The sequence below is a fragment of the Chromobacterium sphagni genome, assembly GCF_001855555.1.
Taxonomy (GTDB): Bacteria; Pseudomonadota; Gammaproteobacteria; order Burkholderiales; family Chromobacteriaceae; genus Chromobacterium; species Chromobacterium sphagni.
Window position 1 is genome coordinate 421,132 of sequence record NZ_MKCT01000001.1, and the last position, 18,032, is coordinate 439,163.

Annotated in this window: 17 protein-coding genes; 8 read left to right on the forward strand and 9 right to left on the reverse strand. The window is 64.0% G+C overall.

What is annotated here, in order from left to right; genetic code table 11:
• Positions 1 to 2: 2 nt before the first annotated feature.
• Both BI344_RS02080 and BI344_RS02085 read left to right on the forward strand, forming a co-directional pair.
• A complete protein-coding gene (locus BI344_RS02080) occupies positions 3 to 1,538 on the forward strand; it encodes a DHA2 family efflux MFS transporter permease subunit (protein WP_071111302.1) in 1,536 nt (511 codons plus the stop codon).
• A 204-nt stretch (positions 1,539 to 1,742) separates the two neighbouring features.
• Positions 1,743 to 3,386 (forward strand): hypothetical protein, encoded by a 1,644-nt coding sequence (locus tag BI344_RS02085; RefSeq protein WP_071111303.1) that lies wholly within the window; start codon positions 1,743 to 1,745, stop codon positions 3,384 to 3,386.
• Between the two features lie 65 nt (positions 3,387 to 3,451).
• Here BI344_RS02085 and BI344_RS02090 read toward each other — a convergent pair whose 3' ends face one another.
• The 4 genes from BI344_RS02090 to BI344_RS02105 form a co-directional block, all read right to left on the reverse strand.
• Entirely contained in the window at positions 3,452 to 3,793 is a 342-nt protein-coding gene (locus BI344_RS02090) for an FKBP-type peptidyl-prolyl cis-trans isomerase (protein WP_071111304.1), read from the reverse strand.
• Between the two features lie 139 nt (positions 3,794 to 3,932).
• On the reverse strand, positions 3,933 to 4,127 hold the full coding sequence (locus BI344_RS02095) for a hypothetical protein (RefSeq protein WP_204377990.1): 195 nt from the start codon (positions 4,125 to 4,127) through the stop codon (positions 3,933 to 3,935).
• Between the two features lie 24 nt (positions 4,128 to 4,151).
• Positions 4,152 to 4,955, reverse strand: a complete 804-nt coding sequence (dkgB, locus tag BI344_RS02100) for a 2,5-didehydrogluconate reductase DkgB (RefSeq protein WP_071111305.1) — start codon at positions 4,953 to 4,955, stop codon at positions 4,152 to 4,154.
• Between the two features lie 55 nt (positions 4,956 to 5,010).
• Positions 5,011 to 6,216 (reverse strand): MFS transporter, encoded by a 1,206-nt coding sequence (locus BI344_RS02105; RefSeq protein WP_071111306.1) that lies wholly within the window; start codon positions 6,214 to 6,216, stop codon positions 5,011 to 5,013.
• Between the two features lie 100 nt (positions 6,217 to 6,316).
• On the opposite strand from BI344_RS02105, the gene BI344_RS02110 reads away from it, so the two are divergent.
• On the forward strand, positions 6,317 to 7,207 hold the full coding sequence (locus tag BI344_RS02110) for a LysR family transcriptional regulator (RefSeq protein ID WP_071111307.1): 891 nt from the start codon (positions 6,317 to 6,319) through the stop codon (positions 7,205 to 7,207).
• A gap of 121 nt (positions 7,208 to 7,328) precedes the next feature.
• On the opposite strand, the gene BI344_RS24690 is transcribed toward BI344_RS02110, so the two are convergent.
• Positions 7,329 to 7,484, reverse strand: a complete 156-nt coding sequence (locus tag BI344_RS24690; RefSeq protein WP_206600313.1) for a hypothetical protein — start codon at positions 7,482 to 7,484, stop codon at positions 7,329 to 7,331.
• Between the two features lie 84 nt (positions 7,485 to 7,568).
• Complete coding sequence (locus BI344_RS23610; RefSeq protein ID WP_139166856.1) at positions 7,569 to 7,796, reverse strand: hypothetical protein; 228 nt, start codon at positions 7,794 to 7,796, stop codon at positions 7,569 to 7,571.
• Between the two features lie 342 nt (positions 7,797 to 8,138).
• On the opposite strand from BI344_RS23610, the gene BI344_RS02115 reads away from it, so the two are divergent.
• Entirely contained in the window at positions 8,139 to 8,921 is a 783-nt protein-coding gene (locus BI344_RS02115; protein ID WP_071111308.1) for a 3-hydroxybutyrate dehydrogenase, read from the forward strand.
• 9 nt (positions 8,922 to 8,930) lie between these two features.
• Positions 8,931 to 10,139, forward strand: a complete 1,209-nt coding sequence (locus BI344_RS02120) for a DUF3734 domain-containing protein (RefSeq protein ID WP_071111309.1) — start codon at positions 8,931 to 8,933, stop codon at positions 10,137 to 10,139.
• A 246-nt stretch (positions 10,140 to 10,385) separates the two neighbouring features.
• Here the strand turns inward: BI344_RS02120 and BI344_RS02125 are convergent, their stop codons facing one another.
• Positions 10,386 to 11,246, reverse strand: coding sequence for an AraC family transcriptional regulator (locus tag BI344_RS02125; protein ID WP_338152201.1), 861 nt, complete (start codon positions 11,244 to 11,246; stop codon positions 10,386 to 10,388).
• A 101-nt stretch (positions 11,247 to 11,347) separates the two neighbouring features.
• Between BI344_RS02125 and BI344_RS02130 the strand changes: the two genes are divergently transcribed.
• Both BI344_RS02130 and BI344_RS02135 read left to right on the forward strand, forming a co-directional pair.
• Positions 11,348 to 11,773 carry an organic hydroperoxide resistance protein gene (locus tag BI344_RS02130; protein WP_071111310.1) on the forward strand — a complete coding sequence of 142 codons (426 nt, stop codon included), beginning with the start codon at positions 11,348 to 11,350 and terminating at the stop codon, positions 11,771 to 11,773.
• 36 nt (positions 11,774 to 11,809) lie between these two features.
• On the forward strand, positions 11,810 to 12,823 hold the full coding sequence (locus tag BI344_RS02135; RefSeq protein WP_071111311.1) for an alpha/beta hydrolase: 1,014 nt from the start codon (positions 11,810 to 11,812) through the stop codon (positions 12,821 to 12,823).
• A gap of 129 nt (positions 12,824 to 12,952) precedes the next feature.
• Here the strand turns inward: BI344_RS02135 and BI344_RS02140 are convergent, their stop codons facing one another.
• Complete coding sequence (locus BI344_RS02140; protein ID WP_206600314.1) at positions 12,953 to 13,987, reverse strand: glyoxalase; 1,035 nt, start codon at positions 13,985 to 13,987, stop codon at positions 12,953 to 12,955.
• Between the two features lie 244 nt (positions 13,988 to 14,231).
• On the reverse strand, positions 14,232 to 15,503 hold the full coding sequence (locus tag BI344_RS02145) for a GGDEF domain-containing protein (RefSeq protein WP_083370034.1): 1,272 nt from the start codon (positions 15,501 to 15,503) through the stop codon (positions 14,232 to 14,234).
• A gap of 277 nt (positions 15,504 to 15,780) precedes the next feature.
• Here BI344_RS02145 and katG point away from each other — a divergent pair, with 277 nt between their 5' ends.
• Complete coding sequence (gene katG / locus BI344_RS02150) at positions 15,781 to 17,991, forward strand: catalase/peroxidase HPI (RefSeq protein WP_071111314.1); 2,211 nt, start codon at positions 15,781 to 15,783, stop codon at positions 17,989 to 17,991.
• The last annotated feature ends 41 nt before the right edge of the window (positions 17,992 to 18,032 follow it).

Here is an 18,032-nt window from a genome sequence, read left to right on the forward strand (position 1 = left end):
TCATGTCTAGCGCAAGCTCAAGCGCGCCGGCTCCGCTCACCGGCAACATGCTGTGGGCGGCGGCGCTGGTGCTGGCCGCCGCCAACTTCATGGTGGTGCTGGACACCACCATCGCCAACGTGTCGGTGCCCAATATCGCCGGCGGCCTGGCGGTGTCGTCCAGCCAGGGCACCTATGTCATCACCTCGTACGCGGTGGCCGAGGCCATCACCGTGCCGCTGACCGGCTGGCTGGCGGCGCGGCTGGGCACGGTGCGGCTGTTCGTCGGCTCCATGCTGCTGTTCGGCCTGTTTTCGGTGCTGTGCGGCCTGGCCGGCTCGCTGGAGACGCTGGTGCTGTTCCGCGTGCTGCAGGGCCTGGCCGGCGGCCCGCTGATGCCGATGTCGCAGACGCTGCTGCTGCGCATCTTCCCCAAGGAGAAAGCCGGCGCGGCGATAGGCTTGTGGAGCATGACCACGCTGATCGCGCCCATCATGGGCCCCATCCTGGGCGGCACGCTGTGCGACCAGGCCAGCTGGCCGTGGATCTTCTTCATCAACACGCCGATCGCGCTGGGTTGCGGCTATCTGGGCTGGAAACTGCTCAAACGCTACGAGAGCAAAACCGAGAAGCTGCGCATCGACACCGTGGGCCTGGCGCTGCTGATGGTGTGGGTAGCCTCGCTGCAGCTGATGCTGGACAAGGGCAAGGAGCTGGATTGGTTCGCTTCGCCGCTGATCGTGGCGCTGGCCATCGCCGCGCTGATCGGCTTCGCCGCCTTCATGATCTGGGAGCTGACCGAAGCGAACCCCATCGTCAACCTCAGGGTGTTCCGCCACCGCGGCTACTGGGCCAGCGTGCTGACCATCTCGCTGGCCTTCGGATCGTTCTTCGGCGCCACCGTGCTCACCCCGCAATGGCTGCAAGGCTATATGGGCTACACCGCCACCCAGGCCGGCTACGCCACCGCGATGAGCGGCATCCTGGCGGTGATGGTGGCGCCGCTGGCGGCGCAGCTGTCCACCCGGGTGGACCCGCGCCGGCTGGTGTTCTGCGGCGTGATGTGGCTGGGCTGCGTCACGCTGTACCGCAGCTTCTCCAGCACCGACATGGGCTTCTGGCAGGTGGCGCTGCCGCTGCTGTTCCAGGGCCTGGGCATGCCCTTCTTCTTCGTGCCGCTGACCGGGCTGGCGATGGCCAGCGTGGAGCCGGAGGAGATGGCCTCCGCCGCCGGCCTGATGAGCTTCATGCGCACGCTGTCCGGCGCTTTCGCCACCTCGCTGGTCACCACCTCCTGGGACGACAAGGCCAGCTACAACCACGCCGAACTGGTCGGCATGCTGGACAGCGGCGGCGGCGCCTTGCGCGCGCTGACCAACAGCGGCCTGTCCAGCGCCACCGCTTACGGGGTGATGGAGCAGACGCTGCAGGGACAGAGCATCATGCTGGCCACCAACCAGATCTTCTGGCTGAGCGGACTGTCCTTCGTGATCGCCGCCTGCGCCATCTGGCTGGCGCCCAAGCCAGGCCGGGTGGCCGACACCAGCCAGGCGCACTGAACCCGCCCCTCCCGTTTTCACCAGCTTGCCCCGCGCCTTCGGCCGGGGCTTTTTTCCGTCCTTCGCCCCGCCTTTACATAAGCCCATCCTTCTGTAACAGACTTTTACATATGCGGCGTGGTATCAATATGCCATAAAAATAAACAGCCGCCGCAGCGGCCTGCGCCTCGCGCCATTCCGACACCAATTACAGGAATTCGACTGATGAACCATGCAGTGAAGTGGCTGGCGCTGGCCGCCGCCATGCTGGGCAGCCAAGGCGCCAACGCCGCCGGCCTCGCCCCCATCCTCCACAAGAGCTGGAACCGGGCCGACGTCAACGCCTGCCAGGCGCTGTGGGGCAGCGGCAGCGCCCGCAGCCAGTGGGTGAAGAGCGATGCCCAGGGCCAGCTCAGCTACCCGGCGGTCACCCCCGGCGGCGACCACATCATGGACTTTTCCAGCGCCGGCTACCTGGGCGGCGGCGCGGCGCTGCCCAACGCTCCGGTGAAAGCCACGGTAAAACCCAGCGGCAACACCGCCAGCGACCTGGCCAACATCCAGGCCGCCATCGCCAAGGTAGCCAAGCTGCCGGCGGTGAACGGCGTGCGCGGCGCGGTGCTGCTGGCCCCCGGCACCTTTCTGCTGAACGCGCCCATCGTCCTGGCCAGCGATGGCGTGGTGCTGCGCGGCAGCGGCTCCGGCAGCGGCGGCACCGTGCTGAAGGCCGCAGGCGACGGCCACTTCATGCTGAGCCTGGGCGGCGCCAATGGCAGCCTCACGCCCAGCGGCGCCGCGGCCGCCATCACCGACAGCTATCTGCCCTCCGGCGGCCAAGTCCTGCATGTCTCCGACGCCTCCGGCTTCCAGCCCGGCGACGCTGTGATGGTGCGCCGCCGCGCCAGCGCCGAGTGGATACACTTCATGAACATGGACACCCTGGTGCGCGACGGCAAGCCGCAAACCTGGATCAATGCCGGCAACAACAACGAGTACTGGCTGCGCACCGTCACCGCGGTCGACGGCAAGCAACTGACGCTGGACATCCCGCTGTCCGACTCCTTCGACAGCGGCTATCTGGGGCCGAACGCCGGCAGCGTGCAGAAATACCAAGCCAGCGGCTTCGCCGGCCAGATCGGCGTCGAGCATCTGGCGCTGGAAGGCCTGCCGCGCGGCAGCGGAACCGACTACGGCGTGGCCAATCTGGACAACCTGTCCGACGGCTGGATCAACGACATCCAGGCGCACAACTTCACCAGCGGCGTGGTGGTGGGCAAGCTGGCGCGCCGGCTGACGCTGGAGGCGGTGGCGCTCAGCCACGACCACAACAACGTCGGCTGCCAGGGCGCCAAGGAATTCGAGTTCAGCATCGCCGGCAGCCAGGTGCTGGTGGACCGCAGCTCGTCCAACGGCAGCAAGCAGGCCTTCTACTACGCCACCCAGGCGCAGAACACCGGGCCCAACGTGCTGCTGAACTTCAGCGGCCATGCCGAAGCCTGCGGCAATATCGAGCCGCACCAGCGCTGGTCCACCGGCCTGCTGGTGGATCAGGCCAATATCAGCGGCGCCATCGCGCTGGGCAACCGCGGCGCCGACGGCAGCGGCCATGGCTGGAGCATGGGCTGGGGCGTGGTGTGGAATTCCAAGGCCGACCAACTGGCCATCGCCGCGCCGCCTGGCGGCACCAACTGGGCGATAGGCAGCAGCGGCCAGCTGACGCCCAACGTGCCGGACGCGCAAGGCGTGCCGGTGGCGCCCAAGCTGGGCACCGTCGACTCCGCCGGCGTGCATGTCGGACCGCAAAGCCTGTACCTGGCGCAGCTGTGCCAGCGGCTGGGGCCGCAGGCGGTGAAGAACATCGGTTACTGACCAGGGTTTCCCGCAAACGACAAGAGGCCCGGATGGGCCTCTTTCATCTTGATCCCGCCAATGGGTCAATCGTCCCGCGTCAGCACTTCCAGCAGCTCGATCTCGAACACCAGATTGGAGTTGGCCGGAATGCGCTCGCCGATCTGGCGCTCGCCGTAGGCCAGGTGCGCCGGCACCCACAGCTTGCGCTTGCCGCCCACCTTCATGCCCATCAGGCCCTGGTCCCAGCCCTTGATCACCCTGCCGGTGCCGATCACGCACTGGAAAGGCCGGCCCTTGTCCAGCGAGGAGTCGAACTTGGCGCCGTCCTCCAGCCAGCCGGTGTAATGGGTGGTGATCAGCGCGCCGCGCGCCGCTTCCTTGCCCTCGCCCACCACCACGTCTTCGATCTTCAATTCCGCGCTCATCGCCTTGCCTCCTGATAGCCATGCCTGTTTGGGCCAAACCGCCATTGTACCTTGCGGCGCCGGCCTCACAGCAGCGCGCACAGGCCGTAGAACAAGGCCAGGCTGGCCATATTGCGGACGCGGCAGGCCAGCAGCACGCTCAGCAACGCGCCCCACAGGTACGGATTGCCCGGAAAGTCGCGCAGCGCCCCTGATCCAGCAGGATGATGGGGCGGCAGATCGCAGCGGCGTATTGCAGCGCCTGCTCCAGCAGGGCCGGCACGCGCGGCTCCAGAAAGTCGCCGCGCTTGGCGAAGACGATGGCCGCCAGCAGCAGAATCAGCGTCCAGCTCATCGGTCAGCAATAAAGCCCAGCGGCTCAGTCGTCCCAGGCCGGACCGAAGTCCGGATCAACGATGCGGCCATTGCACTCCAGCGCGTTGATGCGCGCCATGTCGTCCTCGTCCAAACGCAGCTTCATCGCCTCCAGGTTGGCCGCCAGATGGGCGCGCTTGGTGGATGACGGAATCACCGTGATGTCCTGTTGCAGCTGCCAGGCCAGCGCCGCCTGCGCCGCGCTGGCGCCGTGCTTCGCGCCTATCCGCTGTAACAACTCGTCGTTCACCGCCCGGCCGTAGGCCAGCGGCATGTAGCCGGTGAGCGCTATGCCGTGTTCGCGGCAAAAGGCCCTGACCTTGAGGTTTTGCAGGTAGGGATGCACTTCCAGTTGATGGGTGCCGATCTCGCCCTCCCCCACCGCGGCGATGGCCTGCTCGATATGGCCGATGGGAAAGTTGGAAATGCCGATTTCGCGCGTCAGCCCCAGTTGCTTGGCCTCGGCCAGTTGCGCCATATACTCCGCCACCGCCACCTCGCCGTTCGGCGACGGCCAGTGGATCAGCGTCATGTCCACCTGATCGAGCTGCAGCTTGTCCAGGCTCTGGCGCAAGCTGGGAATCAAGCGGCCGGCCCCCAGGTTGGCAGTCCAGATCTTGGTGGTGACGTAGACCTCGCCGCGCGCCGCGCCGCCGGCGGCCAGCGCCTGCCCGACCTCCGCCTCGTTGCCGTAGATCTGCGCGGTGTCGATATGGCGGTAGCCAAGTTCCAGGCCGGTGGCCACCGAGTCTATTGCTTGCTGGCCGGTCAGGCGGAAGGTTCCCAGACCCAGTTTTGGCATTTTCATCATGTATTCCTTATTGCGAGAGTGACGCCGGGCAGCACGCGCCCGGCGGAAAGATTCAGGACCGCTGCGCCGCCGGCGCAGCCTTGCCACCGTCATTGTGCGCCGCGCGCCTATCCAGCGCACCGGACCAGCCGGTCAGCAGCCAGGCGCCCAGCACGATCAGCGCGCCTATCCACGGCGTGGCCAGCAGGCCCAGGCTGGCCACGATATGGCCGCCCAGCCAGGCGCCGCCGGCGATGCCGACATTGAAAGCCGCGATATTCAGGCCGGAAGCCACGTCCACCGCCTGGGGCGCGCTGCGCTCGGCCTGCTGCACCACGTATAGCTGCAAGCCGGCCACGTTGCCGAAGGCGAACCCGCCCCAGGCCAGCACCGTCAGCGCCACCAGCCATTTGGAGACGGCGGCGAAGCTCAAGGCCAGCAGCACCAGCGCCAAGCCGGCGAAAATGATGCGCAGCGCCGGCACCGGACCCTTGCGGTCGGCCAACCGGCCGCCCCAAATATTGCCGACGGCCACCGACACGCCGTACAGCAGCATGATCGCCGCCACGCTGCCCGGCGCGAAGCCGGCCTCCTGCTGCAAAATTGGGGCGAGGAAGGTGAAGGCGGTGAATGAACCGCCATAGCCCAGCGCGGTCATCGCGTACACCAATAGCAGCCGCGGCTGGGCCAATACCGCCAGTTGACGGGACAGCCGGGCCGGCGCCGGCTTGGGCAGATTGGCCGGCACCAGCAGCAGGCTGCCGATGAACGCCGCCACACCCAGCAGCGACACCGCCAGGAAAGTGGCCTGCCAGCCGAAATGCTGGCCGATGACGGTGCCCAGCGGCACGCCGGTCACCAGCGCCACGGTCAGGCCGGAAAACATCAGCGCGATGGCGCTGGCGGCCTTGTCCTTCGGCACCAGGCCGGCGGCCAGCGTGGAACCGATGGAGAAGAACACGCCGTGCGCCAGCCCGGTGAGGATGCGCGCCGCGATCAACGCCTCATAGCCCGGCGCCTGCCAAGCCACCAGGTTGCCGACGGTGAACAAGGCCATCAGGCCAAGCAGCAGCAGCTTGCGCGGCAGGCGGCCGGTCAGCGCGGTGAGCAGCGGCGCGCCGATGGCGACGCCCAGCGCGTACAGGCTAACCAACAAGCCGGCCGACGGCAGCGAAACCTGCAAGCTGGAGGAAATGGTGGGAATCAAGCCGACGATGACGAATTCGGTGGTGCCGATGGCGAAGGCGCTGAGCGTCAGCGCCCATAGTGCGAGTGGCATGGATGGCTCCTGTCGATGAAATCAGGCTGCCGATTGTCCGCGCTTGCCAGCCCGAGAAAAATGGGCTGTACTGACAAGGTCTTTTGCGTAAAAGTTGATAATGCTAAGCACGGAAAGCCTGATTGCGTTCACCGCGATCATAGATAACGGCTCCTTCTCCGCCGCTGCCGACAAGCTGGGCCTCACCGCCTCCGGTGTCAGCCGCAACCTGTCCAAGCTGGAGCAACAATTGGGCGTGCGACTGCTCACCCGCACCACCCGCCGGCTGGACCTGACCGAGGAAGGCGCCTGGCTGCTGGAGCGCGCGCGCGGCATCCTGCAGAACCTGCAGGATGCCGAACAGCAATTGCAGGCCGCCGCCGCGCAGCCCTCCGGCCTGGTGCGCGTCAACGCCGCCATCCCGGTGCTGGACCACCTGCTGGCGCCGCTGCTGGCCAGCTTCCAGGCGCGCTACCCGCTGGTCAGGCTGGAATTGACCGGCGCCGAAGCGGTGGTGGATTTGATAGAAGAGCGCGCCGACCTCGCCATCCGCGTCGGCCCGCTGGCCGACTCCAGCCTCAACGCCAGGCTGTTGTGCGAAAGCCCGCTGCGCATCGTCGCCGCGCCGGCCTATCTGGATGCCCGCGGCCACCCCGAGAATGTGGAGGCGCTGCTGAAACACCAGCTGCTGGGCTTCAGCAGTCCGGCCACGCTGAACGTCTGGCCACTGCGCGCCAACGGCAAGGATGGACTTGCCATCGCGCCCGGCCTCGCGGCTTCCAGCGGCGCCACCTTGCGCGCGCTGGCGCTGCAGCAATGCGGCATCGCCTGCCTGGCGGATTTTCTGGTGGGAGCGGATATTCGGGAAGGACGTCTGGAAGAAATTGGACTGCGGGAAAAACTGGAGCGGCGCCAACCGATCTGGGCCGTGTACTACAAACAGGGCCGACCGCTGCCGCGGATCGCCTGCCTGGTGGACTATCTGGCAACGGCATTGGCAACCAAAGCTTGAATCTCAAAACCGGCACCATCGCATTCACCGCCCCCCCAGCCCGCGCCGGACGCCGCCATCAGCAAAAAATGGGAGGAATGGCAAACCATGCTGCCCTAATGAAAAAGTTAGGCGGCAGAGGTCACTTCTGCCGCCGAAACTGCGCCAACGCCATCACAATAAGCAACAGCAACAGTATGACGGCTCCCATGACGGGCGCCAGTCCCCACAACACGCTATTGCCAGATACATAAGCCAATACTGCGACAAGCAGGCACGATAGAATCAAAATCTTCATTGCGAATAGATTATCAAGAATCCAGCCCGAAAGACCGGCGCCAAGATATCCTCGGCGGCGCTAGATTTCCCGGCCTTGATTTATTTAAACACGGAACAGGATGATTGAAATTATCCAATACTGTACATCGCCAACGGCAACCGCGCCAATCCCGGGAAAATTAAAAATAGAGGCAAAATAGTCTGAAAAATTCAGAAAAATGCCCAGTTTCAGCAGATTGTATCGTGACAAAAGGATTTCTCGCTTCCCATCGCCTTGTGCCGGATGCCAAGCCATCGGCTCCCAAGCGAGAGCGCGGCGCTGACGAATCATTCACCGGAGCGTGTCCGATCGCAGCCTCCCCATCCCGCTACGCTTCCCCCGCCAACCAGTAAACCATCATCCCTGCTCCGGACCAGCAACGGCGACACCCGGCGTACGCCCCGCAAGGGCCGGAACCGCACTACAATACCAAAAGCATAACCGTTAAGCTCCAGCCGTCCCTGGGAACTTAGCTCCAGAGCCGACTTCTTAAAGACAACACGCACCAACGCAAACCCGGCACCGGCCTTTTCCGCGCGAATGCCCGGCCGACCACGCCGCCAACCGTAATCGCAGCATCAGCAGCACCGTATTGCCATACCGTATCCATCCCGCAACCAACAGGAGAACGAAATGCAATTGAACGGAAAAGTCGCCTTGATTACTGGAGCCGCCAGCGGCATAGGCAAGGATATCGCCCAGGTCTACGCCAGGGCCGGCGCGGCCGTGGCCATCGCCGACATCAATCTGGACGCCGCGCAAAAAGCCGCGGACGAGATCAACTGCGCCGGCGGCAAGGCCATCGGCGTGGCGATGGATGTGACCAGCGAGGAAGCGGTCAACCAAGGCACCAAGGCGGTAGTGGACGCCTTCGGCCATCTGGACATACTGATCTCCAACGCCGGCATCCAGATCGTCAATCCCATCATCAACTACAGCTTCTCCGACTGGAAGAAGATGCAGGCCATCCATGTCGATGGCGCCTTCCTCACCACCAAGGCCGCGCTGCAATACATGTACCAGGACAATCGCGGCGGCACCGTCATCTACATGGGCTCGGTGCACTCGCACGAGGCCTCGCCGCTTAAGTCCGCCTACGTCGCCGCCAAGCACGCGCTGCTGGGCCTGGCGCGGGTGCTCGCCAAGGAGGGCGCGCCGCACAATGTGCGCTCGCATGTGATCTGCCCCGGCTTCGTGCGCACTCCGCTGGTGGACAAGCAGATTCCGGAACAAGCCAAGGAACTGGGCATCAGCGAGGAAGAGGTCATCAAGAAAGTGATGCTGGGCAATACCGTGGACGGCGTATTCACCACGGTGGACGATGTGGCGCAAACCGCGCTGTTCCTGGCGGCCTTCCCCAGCAACGCGCTGACCGGACAGTCCTTCGTCGTCAGCCACGGCTGGTACATGCAATAAGGAGCAGGCATGGCGCAATCCAAGCTCAATCCGGCCTGCCATTCTGATGCCGGCGTCTATCATAGCCCCGCGCTACCTGCCGGCCACCACTACCAGGTGGTGGCGCTGGTTCTGCAGGGCGGCGGCGCGCTGGGCGCCTACCAGGCCGGCGTCTACCAGGGGCTGGCGGAGGCCCGGCTGCACCCCAACTGGGTGGCAGGCATTTCCATCGGCGCGCTCAACGCCGCCATCATCGCCGGCAATCCGCCGGAACAGCGCGCCGAGAAGCTGGAACAATTCTGGCACACCATTAGCCGGCAGCCCTTGCTGCCGCCCAGCCCGCACAACCTGCTGAACCTTGGCCACGCCCTGCCGTCGGCCATGCAGACCCTGTTCAACGGCTGGGAAGCCTGGCGCGCGCTGACCGAAGGCCAGAACGGCTTCTTCGTGCCGCGCCAGTTGCTGGGCGCCGACAGCCTGTTGCAACCCGGCAACGCCAGCTTTTACGACACCTCGCCGCTGAAAAGCACGCTGGAAAGCCTGGTGGATTTCGACCGCCTCAACGATAGCGGCGAAATGCGGGTGTCGGTGGGCGCCGTGCACGTGAAGAGCGGCAACTTCGTCTATTTCGACAATACTCAGACGCGGCTGCGCGCCGAACACTTCATGGCCTCCGGCGCGCTGCCACCGGGCTTCCCGGCGGTGGAGATAGACGGCGAGCACTACTGGGACGGCGGCATGGTGTCCAATACCCCGCTGCAGCAAGTGCTCGCCGGCAAGCCGCGCAAGAACTCGCTGGTGTTCCAGGTGGACCTATGGAATGCCAGCGGCGAGCCGCCTACCGATCTGTCCAAGGTGACGCAAAGACAGAAAGAGATCCAGTACTCCAGCCGTACCCGGATGATCACCGACTACATGGCGCAAACCCAGCGCTTCCGCCGCTTGCTGCGCGAGGTGATGGAGCTGGTTCCGGAAGACCGCGCCCACTCTCCGGCCTACCAGCGGGCGGCGGAGCAGGCCTGCGACCGGGTGTTCAACGTGATCCATCTGATCTACCAGGACAGTCCCTGCGAAGGTCATTACAAGGACTTCCAGTTCAGTGCCAGCACCATGCGCGAACACTGGCAGAGCGGTCTGTTGGACATCCGCCACAGCCTGTCCCATCCCGAATGGCTGCACATGCCGCCGGCCAACCAGCCTTTCACCACCCACGACGTGCATCGCCTATCCGGGCGCTAGCGCCCTCAACGCAACGCACGCCGCAAACCAGAATAGTCTTGGCATTCGCCTCCACCCGGCGCCCGGCCCGCCCTGTTCCGGCGCGGCGGGCGGCGGGCTCCCAGAGACCCGGCGTCAGCGCTTCCTTGTTCGATTCGTCCCGGCTCGTTTCGACGCGCCGCGGATTGCATCCGCTTGGACACGTGATAATGGCCCTTGATCCGTTTGCTTGTCCATCCCGGCCGAAAAGCTGGCCTAGCCCATTCCTCAGCCTGCTTGCCGTGTTTGCCGCCACTCCCGCGGCGTGATGCCGCATTGCGCCTTGAATGCCCGCGACAGCGCGGCTTCGCTGCCATAACCTACCTCGATCGCAATCATCTTCAACTGCCGTCCCTGCCGCAATGCCTGCTGCGCCAGCCTGATGCGCCACCCTTGCAGATAGGCCCCAGGCGTGCAACCGACAATGCTGCGGAAAGCGCCGGCAAAAACGCTGCGCGACATTCCCGATGCATTGGCCAATGCATCCAGCGACCACTCCTGCGCCGGCTGTTCATGCATCGCCACCAGCGCCTTGCGCAATTTGGGGTGGGACAAGCCGGCCAGCATGCCGCCGCGGATCTGGTTCGCCTCCATCAACTGACGCAACACCTGAATCAGCACCACCTCGAACAGCCGGTCAACCAGCGCATACCGGCCGCAGTTATTGCCGAAGGCCTCCTCGAACAACAGCTCCAGCACATGCTCGGCGCCGTCGATGGCCGCCAGCGGCAGGCAGACCAGATCCGGCAGCGCCCCGATGATCGGATTGTCGGCGCCGCCATCGAAGCGCAGCTCCGCGCACGCCAGGTCGGCACCGCGCTCGGCATCCGTGACGAAACGCCGGGAGATGGGCCGCGGATAGAGCAGCAAGCTGGGAACGCTCACCTGCAACGCGGGTTGGCCGGGATGGATGATATCCATCGCGCCAGACCTGACAAGGTGTATCTGACCGCCAGCACCCGGCGCGGCGAAATCAGTGACGCCGCATAAGGCGCCGGAATGGAACATCCGCGCGCGCACCGGAAAATGATTCAGCAGCGCGTCCAGGCGATCCGTACATGCATCGGTCAAATCGATACTCCTTATCAATTTTTCAATATTTTACGCAACCATAAGTATCAGATCCAAGCGTAAAGTTCGTCTTGCCAAACGGCATCACGCAAACCAGTCAAGTTGCAAAGGAGCACAGCATGTCGATCGAGAAAGTTCTGTACCGCACCCAGGCCACCGCAACCGGAGGCCGGGAAGGAAGCGCCGCCTCTTCCGATGGCGCCCTGAAAGTCCAGTTGTCCACGCCGCGCGAACTGGGCGGCGCTGGCGGCGCCGGCACTAATCCCGAGCAACTGTTCGCCGCCGGCTATTCCGCCTGCCTCCTCGGATCGCTGAAGTTTGTCGCCGCCAGGGAAAAGGTTGCGCTGTCCGATGCGAGCAGCGTCACCGGCGCCGTCGGAATCGGAACGGTCCCTACCGGTTTCGCCATCGAAGTGGAACTGCAGGTATCCCTGCCCGGCCTGCCCCGCGAAACGGCGCTGGCGCTGGTGGAGAAGGCCCACGTGGTCTGCCCTTACTCCAATGCCACGCGCAATAACATCGACGTGCGCCTCAGTCTGGTCTGAACCATCGCCGCTATAGCCCAATCAGGAAAAACCATCATGAAAACCAAGTTCAATATCGTTGCGGCATCGGTTGCCGCCATGCTTGCCGGCAACGCGCTGGCTGCAGGCAGCCCCGGAGTCGAACGCCATACCCAGGCTTTTCTCGAAACGCTTGCCAAGAGCGGCGGCCAGCCGCTGGAAACGCTATCGCCGGCCGATGCGCGCAATGTGCTGACCGGCGCGCAGAAAGACGCCAAGCTTCAGCCCGCCGACGTCAGCGAAAAGACCATCACGGTGGATGGCAAGCCGTTGAAGCTCACCATCGTGCGGCCGGCCGGCGCCAAGGGGGTTCTGCCGGTATTCATGTTCTTCCACGGCGGCGGCTGGATTTTGGGCGACTACCCCACCCACGAGCGCTTCGTGCGTGATCTGGTGGCCGATTCCGGCGCGGCCGCGGTATTCGTCAACTACACCCCGTCCCCGGAGGCCCGCTATCCGGTAGCCATCAACGAAGCGTACGCCGCGACGAAATGGGTCGCCGAAAACGGCGCGCAGATCCAGGTGGACGGCAAGCGCCTGGCGGTTGTGGGCAACAGCGTGGGCGGAAACATGGCGGCGGTCGTCGCCTTGATGGCCCAGGCCTACGGCGGCCCCAAGCTGCGCGCCCAGGTGCTGTTCTGGCCGGTGACCAACGCGAACTTCGAAGACGCGTCGTATGATGAGTTCGCCAACGGCCACTTCCTGACCAAGGACATGATGAAGTGGTTCTGGGATGCCTACACCACCGATCCGCAGCAACGCCGGGAAGTCTACGCTTCTCCGCTGCAGGCGACGCCCGAGCAGTTGAAAGGACTGCCGCCGACGCTGGTGCAGACTGCGGAGAAAGACGTCTTGCGCGACGAAGGCGAGGCCTACGCCCGCAAGCTGGACGCCGCCGGCGTCAACGTGGTGGCCACCCGCTACAACGGGATGATTCACGATTTCGGCCTGCTCAATGCTTTGTCCGCGCTGCCGGCTACCCGCGCGGCTCTTCATCAGGCCAGCGAGGAACTGAAGCTGCGTCTGCGCTAAGATGCCGCCAGGCTGCCGCGCAGAAACCGGCTGATGGCCGATCTACGCCGCAGATCAGCCGCGCTGTACCGCAACAAGGCTCCCACGGGAGCCTCTTTCTTATTGGAGCCATCGCTGCGGAACGCTGGCCTACCTGACGGCGGCGTGAATCTCGGCGATGTATCCGCCAGGAAACTGCACGATCGCGGCTTCGCGCTTGTCGGAAACAAAGGGCTGAACCAATATCGCGGCTCCGGCGGCCTGCGCCTTGCGCAGCGTAGCGGCCAGATCGCCGACTTCGTATCCCGTCACCTCGCGCCCGAACGGATACGGCAGATGGCCATCCGTCACCATGACCGCCAATTTGCCGAAAGGCGACTCGAGGCGCACGCGACGGTAGCTTTCCTTTGCCCGGCCGATTTCGATGCCCGGCGCCTTGCGCTCGTCGGAAACGACCCGGCCGTGCGCGAATGCCACGAAGCCGCCGATAAAGGCGTCGGCGCGCTGCGGCGACAGGTAGACGCGGTTTTCCGGCACTGTCTGCAGCGGATCATATTGCGGCTTCTGCGTATGCCAGTACAGCTGCATGTGCACGCCGCCCGGCCATTCGATGATGGCGTCGCTGCCTATCGGATCGGGGAAGGTCGCCACCACGGCATCCGCCCCGTGGGCCTTCGCGGATTTGACCGCGGCGTCCATATCGGTCACCAGATAGCCGGTGCGCTCGATGCCGAACGGATAAGGTATCGGTGTCTTGAAGCCGAACACCGACAGTGTGCCCACCGGGGTGAACACCAACTGCGACATGGTCTGGCTTGGCGTGGGGGTAACCTGGAACACCCCTTGTTGCGACTTGTGGCCGCCGAAGGTAGCGATCAGGCTGTCGGTGAAGCGGTCGAAGTCCTCCGGCGCGACATACACGTGGGTCGTGCTGTATTGAGGCGCCACGGCGATGCGCGGAGCCGCGGCCTGCTCTGTCGCTGCGATTGAAGACGCGGCAAAGCCGCCAAGCAATAGCGCGCTGAAGATCAGCGAATGGATGGCACGCATGGCGATGAGTATCCTCATATAGGTTTTGGGATGGGGAAGCGCGTCCAGTGAATGCCCGGCGTCGCGGCGCGGCAAGGGGTTACAGCAAAGAACTGGCTGGCTCGTCCTGCGCCGCAAAACGATGGCGGCCGTCATGCAAACCGGCACTCGCCAAGATATGCCATAAGATTAATCATATCATGCAGACAGCGGAACATGTCATCGCCGCGCCGCCGCCCGGAGCGGTCGATTCACGCGCCTTCGCCACTGCGCCATGATCCATTCCGATGCGGAGACCATCCGCCGCGGGCCGCCGCCGAAAAGACAAAGAAGCCGAGACAGGCCTCTTTCACATGCTGGCGATCACAATCCAGCAAAACGCCGCCTCGATGGCGCGGCGTCAGCCATCGGCGAAAACCTCGACCCGGCCCCGCCCTGCCCGCTTGGCCTTAAGCAAGGCGTCGTCGGCTTGGTGGATCAGCTCGTTGCCCGCCAACCTGCTCCTGCTAACGGCAATCGCGCTGACACCTATGCTGGCGGACAAGCTCAGATTGGCGTTGTCGGTGATCAGCGGAGAGTGCCGGATGGCATCCAGAATATGCTGCGCCCTCTCCCTGGCGCTCGCCAGACTCATGCCGGGCAGTATCACCATGAATTCATCGCCGCCATAGCGGACAACCGAGTCGTAAGAGCGCAGGCTGGCGCAGATGCGTTTGGCAAACTCGATCAGCGCCTGATCACCGCAAGGATGGCCGAACTGGTCATTGATTTGCTTGAAATAATCCAGGTCTATCATCAGCAGCGCCAGATGGGAGTCCTCACGCCCCAAGCGGATGATTTCCCGCCCCAGGATTTCCATTCCCGCCGCGCGGTTCCACACATTCAACATCGCATCCAGCATGGATTTGCGTTTGATCTGATCCAGCTCGGAAATCACCTCCATTTGCGTATGGCTTAGCTCGCGATTCAAGAAGGCCAGCTCCACCCAGTTGCCTAGGTCATGCAGCGCCGCTTGGTCCTCTTCGGAGAACACCCGGGCATGATGGTCAATCAGGCAAAGCGTGCCGACCCGGTAGCCCTCGACATTCTTGAGCGGACGGCCCGCATAAAAAATGACGTGAGGGTTTCCCGTGACGAGCGGATTATCGGCAAACCTGTCGTCGCGGGTCGCATCCGGGATGATGAACAATTGATCGCCCAGAATGGCGTACGAGCAGAAAGACACATCGCGATCGATCTCCCGCATCGGCAGGCCGATGCAGGACTTGAACCATTGGCTGTTTTCATCCACCAGCGAGATCAATACGATGGGTATGTCGAACAACCGTTTCGTCACGCGCACCACTTGATCAAACACCTGCTCGTCCGGAGTACAAAGCAATTGCATCCGGCGCAAGGACGCGACGCGGTCATTCTCATCAACAGGCAAAGGGGCGATTTGCATGGCTTTTCCTTGCAAAGGTCGGATGAGACGAACCAAATGGCAATGCCTTGATATTAATATGAAAAAAACGATTTTCACCTGCACATGCTTGTACTGCCGGCCATGGCCATCAATTGTTCGCCCCCTCGGGCCGACGCCGCCAGCAAACGGAATCGGCATGCGCAGCGGCCGCGCCAGCCCGCAACTGTCCTTGCCGCTCGCGCCAACTTCCCGAGCTACATTAGCCATATCTAATTTTAAAAGCCGCCTGACGACGCCATGCCAAACAGCTTGCTATGATGAGGCTGCCTGGTGTGCCGCCGCTGGTTGGCGGGCGCCACCGGCAAGTCCTGATTGCGCCACGGCTCCACAGCATGAACTCGGGCCAAAAAATAACTATTAAAAATAATTTTCGATTTAAAAAAGTGATGACCGCCATTAATATTGCTCAATGGCGGCCAATGACTATTTTGATTAGTCTGCTTATCAGGATGTCCTTTCAACCCTCTAACCAGAGGAGTCTGTCATGAGTAGCGAATCCAAATGCCCATTCCACCAGACCGTAGGCAATCCGGCCGTGGTAAATGCCCGATCCAACCGCGATTGGTGGCCCAATCAGCTCAACCTGAACATTCTGCATCAGCATGCGCCGGCCTCCAATCCGTTGAATCCGGATTTCGATTACGCGGAAGCCTTCGGAAAACTGGATTACGCGGCGCTGAAAAACGACCTCAAGGCGCTGATGACCACCTCCCAGGACTGGTGGCCGGCCGACTGGGGCCACTACGGCGGCCTGTTCATCCGCATGGCCTGGCATGACGCCGGCACCTACCGCACCGCCGATGGCCGCGGCGGCGCCGGCGCCGGCAACCAGCGCTTCGCGCCGCTCAACAGCTGGCCGGACAACGGCAACCTGGACAAGGCGCGCCGCCTGCTGTGGCCGATCAAGCAAAAATATGGCGACAACATTTCCTGGGCCGACCTGATGATCCTGGCCGGCAACGTGGCGCTGGAGTCGATGGGCTTCAAGACTTTCGGTTTCGGCGGCGGCCGCCAGGACATCTGGCAGCCGGAGGAAGACGTCTACTGGGGCGCAGAAACCAAATGGCTGGCCACCAGCCAGGAAGCCAACAGCCGCTACTCCGGCGACCGCCAGCTGGACAACCCGCTGGCCGCGGTGCAGATGGGCCTGATCTACGTCAATCCGGAAGGTCCGGACGGCAACCCCGACCCGCTGGCCTCCGGCCGCGACGTGCGTGAAACCTTCGCCCGCATGGCGATGGACGATGAGGAAACCGTGGCGCTGGTAGCCGGCGGCCATACTTTCGGCAAAGCGCACGGCGCCGGCGATCCGGCGCTGGTGGGCCCGGAACCGGAAGCCGCCCCGCTCGAAGCGCAAGGCCTGGGCTGGATCAACCGCCTCGGCAGCGGCAAAGGCGAATACACCACCACCAGCGGCATCGAAGGCGCCTGGAAACCCAACCCGACGCAATGGGACAACGGCTATTTCGACATGCTGCTAGGCTACGACTGGGAGCTCACCAAGAGCCCGGCCGGCGCGCACCAGTGGGTGGCCAAGAACGTCAAGCCGGAACACCTGATCCCCGACGCCCACAATCCGGCGAAAAAGCATCCGCCGATGATGACCACCGCCGACATGTCGTTGCGCTTCGATCCGATCTACGAACCGATTGCCCGCCGGTTCCACCAGGATCCTCAGGCCTTCGCCGATGCGTTCGCCCGAGCCTGGTTCAAGCTGACCCATCGCGACATGGGTCCCAAGTCCCGCTATCTCGGCCCGGAAGTGCCGGCCGAGGATCTGATCTGGCAAGACCCGGTGCCAGCCGCCTGTCAGCCGCAGATCGATGACCAGGACGTCGCGGCCCTCAAGGCCAAGGTGCTGGCCTCCGGCCTGTCCATTGGCGAACTGGTCTCCACCGCCTGGGCCTCCGCCTCCACCTTCCGCGGTTCGGACAAACGCGGCGGCGCCAACGGCGCCCGCATCCGCCTGGCTCCGCAGAAGGACTGGGACGTCAACCAGCCGGCCCAACTGGCCCGCGTCCTGAATGCGCTGGAAGGCATACGCAAAGCGTTCAACGACGCGCAAACCGGCGGCAAGCAGTTGTCGCTGGCCGATCTGATCGTGCTCGCCGGCGGCGCCGCGATCGAAGCCGCCGCCAAGGCCGCCGGCCATGCGGTCCAGGTGCCGTTTGCTCCGGGCCGCGCCGACGCCGCCCAAGCGCAGACCGACGTCGAGTCGTTCAACGTACTGGAACCTCAGGCCGACGGCTTCCGCAATTACCAGAAACAGGCCTATTCTCTGCCGGCCGAGACGCTGCTGATCGACAAGGCGCAGTTGCTGACGCTGAGCGCGCCGGAAATGACCGTGCTGGTGGGCGGCCTGCGCGTGCTGGGCGCCAATGTCGGCAATGCCAAGCACGGCGTGTTCACCGCGCGCCCGCAGGTATTGAGCAACGACTTCTTCGTCAACCTGCTCGACATGGGCGTGGTCTGGCAGCCCGCCTCCGCCGCCAACGACCTGTATGAAGGCCGCGACCGTAAGACCGGACAGGTCAAGTGGACCGGCACCCGCGTCGACCTGGTGTTCGGCTCCAACTCGCAGCTGCGCGCGCTGGCGGAGGTATACGCCCAAAACGGCGCGCAGGAGAAGTTTGTGCGCGATTTCGTCGCCGCCTGGAACAAGGTGATGAATCTGGACCGCTTTGACCTGAAGTGATGGCCTGACACCCCGCCAATGGGAACGGTCGGCGCCGGCAA